The sequence below is a fragment of the Ferrithrix thermotolerans DSM 19514 genome, from assembly GCF_900128965.1.
In the GTDB taxonomy this organism is placed as follows: Bacteria; Actinomycetota; Acidimicrobiia; order Acidimicrobiales; family Acidimicrobiaceae; genus Ferrithrix; species Ferrithrix thermotolerans.
The window spans coordinates 1-3,580 of sequence record NZ_FQUL01000070.1; the positions used below are offsets into that span (position 1 = coordinate 1).

Here is a 3,580-nt window from a genome sequence, read left to right on the forward strand (position 1 = left end):
TCTCATGCAGCCATTTGTGCCCCAAATACCCCTACTGAACTGGGGCTATGGCCCGCCATGGGAGTCCGGGCATCCACATGAGTGTCAATAGAGCCGAGTTTGTCAACTCGGAGGTTCGCCTATAAAGCGGGCTTGAAATTCAGGCTAGGCATGCAAGAAGGCAGCGTCTAGGCGTCTGAGTTTGTGATCCGCTTCGATTAACGAAGTTGTTCTTGACAGGAGTTTAGATGAAACTAGGTAAGCATAAGTTACTTGTATTAGGAGTCAGTAATGTCGCAACCAGTGGTATGTTAGCGCTAGTTCCGACCGGTCTCGGATACCTCTAGAGAGGTGGTCTCCAGCAAATCATTTGCCAGTTTGGCCCAGATAAGCAGCGCCTCAGGGTGGGCCTCGATCATCGAAGGGCGCGGGGTCGATGCCTCCTCCTCAAGTGCCATGACGAGTATGACCGGTCCGTCTGTGAAAGAGACGGGTCCTCTCCTTTGTAGCGAGGTCGGCAACTCAGTTAGCATTTCCTTGGCTGGAGGCAGCAAAAGGGGCGTGGTTCTGGCCTATTCGCCTTGCTCATTGCCATCATGGCACGATCACCAGCTGCTAAGTGGCCGGGGACCATAATGGTGATCGAGTTAAAAGCCATCCAAGCTAACAGCAACTGTCAATATGCTTGTCCTCCAAACGGATGACAGAGACTGCAATCACCGCCTGGGAGCGCTCAAGTCGTTGGTCACCGTAATTTTAGGCTCATGATTCAACAACGTGAGAGCGTAAAGAGCAAGGACCGTCTTTGATCCATCTGAGCTGCCCAGATCCAATCGCATGATCAGTCAAAGGCCCATGTTCATCTGTTGGTGAAATCCATGTCGCAACTGGCCCTACCTCGGCTGATAGTCTCCCCCTACGAACGTTGAACACCGATCCTGGCACTTTCAGCGACCAGATGCCAAACACCCTGGTAGTAGGTATATTTTCGCTATTTTCTCATAATGCTGTGAAAACGTCGCCAACTCGTGCTGTGTTGTTGATTGTACCAGACGATAACTCTGGTAGTGATAATCACCATTGGGGGGTAATAATGAAAGTACGGAACATGGTCCAAGGAGGGGCTGCGCTAGCTGTTGCTAGCCTGCTGGCATCGCTCGTGGCAGCGCCTAATGCTTATGCTAGCGGAAAGGCTCCCATTTCGGGTGCTCGCATTGGCCAAGTCAATGAGTCCAAGGTTGTCGCCAGCGTTGAGCCTATGGTCGCGAGTACTGTTGTGTCTGTATCCCCGGTTGGAGCAAATGGAATGTCGGTACTCACTCTTGCAAATGGAGTTCGCCTGAATGCGCCAGCGCCGATTGCGGATGCCGCACGACAGCAACTCTTGCGGCATGTTTCCATTCGGCCCGCTGATACGGTGTCCGGCAGCTGTGGAAGTAGTTACATTTATATCGCTCCTAACGGTAACCACTCCGGAGTGGTAGTTGACACCGGGTACGATGTCGATCCAAGCGTGATTGGAACCGTACTGTTCAACTACTGGGATACCTCGGGAGCTAATGTAACCTACAGTAGACCGTGGGGCAACCAGTGGAGCGAGATCTTTCCTGGTTATGATTGAGAGAATCCGCATTACCAGGCGGTTGAAGGTGCAGGTTTCTACATTGGCGGAGTTTCCAGCGGAAGTTACGCGTTCGGGACGAACGCCATTTGCTACTCGGCGAGTCCGACTTCCCGCACCGATGTCCCCTAACTGCTCCTCCGAATCGGAGCAGCAGAGGGATCAGAGGGATAACATTATGGGGATCGATTCCCATGTGAGGCGGACAAAGCCCCATGGACTGTCTCATATCTGGGCTTTTACCACTTCCGGTAGCGTTACGGCCCTGAATGAGCCTAGACTGTGGGTCAGTACTGTGACCACAGCGTCGGTACAACGCATAGCAGTGCCCCGATCGGAATATAGGAGAGGAGGCTCTCATGAGAAACGCCTTCGATCACAGTAATTGGTCTGTACGGTGGGACTTTCAGGCTGACCTCCTGAACGTACTCCTCTATCTTCGTGATGCTCTCCAGCTAGATGAGGTTGCATCACCACACGTTCCCCCGCCACTCGTTTCAATTGGCGATCCGGTTGACGTGCGACTAAATACGACCGATGTCAAATTGGTTACGGGAACTTGGCTTAGGCTCTGGAAACTTGCGATCCCACTGCAACCAAAGAATCACGCTGACGCTACAGATTTATTATCAGTGGAGTCTCGGCTACTGGCGCGTGGGACACCATTTGATCAGGTGGTTGCCGAGGTACCCCTGTTGCGCGATCTCGCCTCGTCATCAGCCGCTCTCAACGTATTGCAGCTGGCCAGAGACAGAGCATTGGAGTGGAACAGAACTCGAACGGCTGAACGTATCGCGCTTGAGCGTAGGTACGTTAGGGAGGTCTACACACAGGTCAAATCGCTCGCCGAAAAGGTTATCGATCAGCGGCAGTCGACATCTGGCTTCGAATTGAAAGCGTCAATCAAGGTACTAGATAGTGAAGTAGAGTGGTGGGACCACGTCCGGCCAGGGGTTTTACTCTGCACCAGGGTGGTTACTCAGGATCGGAACTTGTTTTTTGATCTTCTCCAAGAGACTTTTCTTTCTGTCTCTTCGCACAAGGTTGAGACGGAGTGGACAGAAGAGATCGTTGTCCCACAACACAAGCTCCCCCCTTCGGTGCTTCCTCAACCGGTCGTTCTCGCGGACAATGAAAAGATCGTGCTGACCTGCGAACGGTTGATCCCCTATCGCGATGGTTTTGAGGTGAACCTCAAAATGACTGACAAGAATATCGGGACCAGTACGACGTCGTTGTCTGACCCAAATCAGAAGCCTTACTGGAAGAAAAATCAGTCATCCGACCCCTACAATAGCCTCCGGCTAGAAGTCAGATTCGCCGATGGACGTAAGGAACTCGTCACCGATCTGCGACGAGAAGATACACTTGGTGACCCAACTGTAGTGCGCTTCGACCGACATCCTTTCGATCACAACTCTCTTTGGCTATGGATTATGCCCCTTCCACCACCAGGGGCTTGTGTCATCGAACTATCCTGGCCCGAACGAGATATTGACAATGCTATATTCGAGTTTGATGGGGCTCTACTGGGCCATCAGTGAATCTTCGGCCATGTTTTCATCCAGATGGTCTCTAACTCGCAACGATGTTGTGTGCACATATTAAGGAATGGCTGGCTCTGCGGGCATTCCTTTTGATAGAGCCCTAGGTCTCAGTGCCTGTGTGCGCGAATTGTCAAATAAATGGATGAGGGCGAGAACTACGTAAGATCTAGAGCAACATAGGAGCGAGGCAAATAAACTGCGGGTGGTCTTGTCACAAACGAAGTGGACCACGCTCAAGGGGCCGTCCAGCTCCAATCCCATTACAGGACCTTCCCCACTAGTACGGGTTGACTCGCCCCTGTGCCTCGCATCGGTACTCTCCCCCTTGTGGTGTTCGCCACTTGGAGTTCTCCCTCTTGATAACCGACGGAGTGCAGGTATCTGCTCTGCGTATTGGCGATCGTGTGCCTAAAGTTGTGCAAATAGGCCATAG

3 protein-coding genes are annotated in these 3,580 nt (G+C 52.3%); 2 read left to right on the top strand and 1 reads right to left on the bottom strand.

Going from position 1 to position 3,580, the window contains the following annotated elements; genetic code table 11:
* Positions 1–296: 296 nt before the first annotated feature.
* On the bottom strand, positions 297–512 hold the full coding sequence (locus tag BUA24_RS11520; RefSeq protein WP_072792728.1) for a hypothetical protein: 216 nt from the start codon (positions 510–512) through the stop codon (positions 297–299).
* A gap of 560 nt (positions 513–1,072) precedes the next feature.
* Here BUA24_RS11520 and BUA24_RS11525 point away from each other — a divergent pair.
* Positions 1,073–1,600 carry a hypothetical protein gene (locus BUA24_RS11525; protein ID WP_143146555.1) on the top strand — a complete coding sequence of 176 codons (528 nt, stop codon included), beginning with the start codon at positions 1,073–1,075 and terminating at the stop codon, positions 1,598–1,600.
* 359 nt (positions 1,601–1,959) lie between these two features.
* Entirely contained in the window at positions 1,960–3,144 is a 1,185-nt protein-coding gene (locus tag BUA24_RS11530) for a hypothetical protein (protein ID WP_072792732.1), read from the top strand.
* The last annotated feature ends 436 nt before the right edge of the window (positions 3,145–3,580 follow it).

Bases quoted from the DNA above. Each gene is read 5' to 3' on its own strand.
- BUA24_RS11520 (WP_072792728.1), bottom strand. From the start codon at position 512: ATGCTAACTGAGTTGCCGACCTCGCTACAAAGGAGAGGACCCGTCTCT.
- BUA24_RS11525 (WP_143146555.1), top strand. From the start codon at position 1,073: ATGAAAGTACGGAACATGGTCCAAGGAGGGGCTGCGCTAGCTGTTGCT.
- BUA24_RS11530 (WP_072792732.1), top strand. From the start codon at position 1,960: ATGAGAAACGCCTTCGATCACAGTAATTGGTCTGTACGGTGGGACTTT.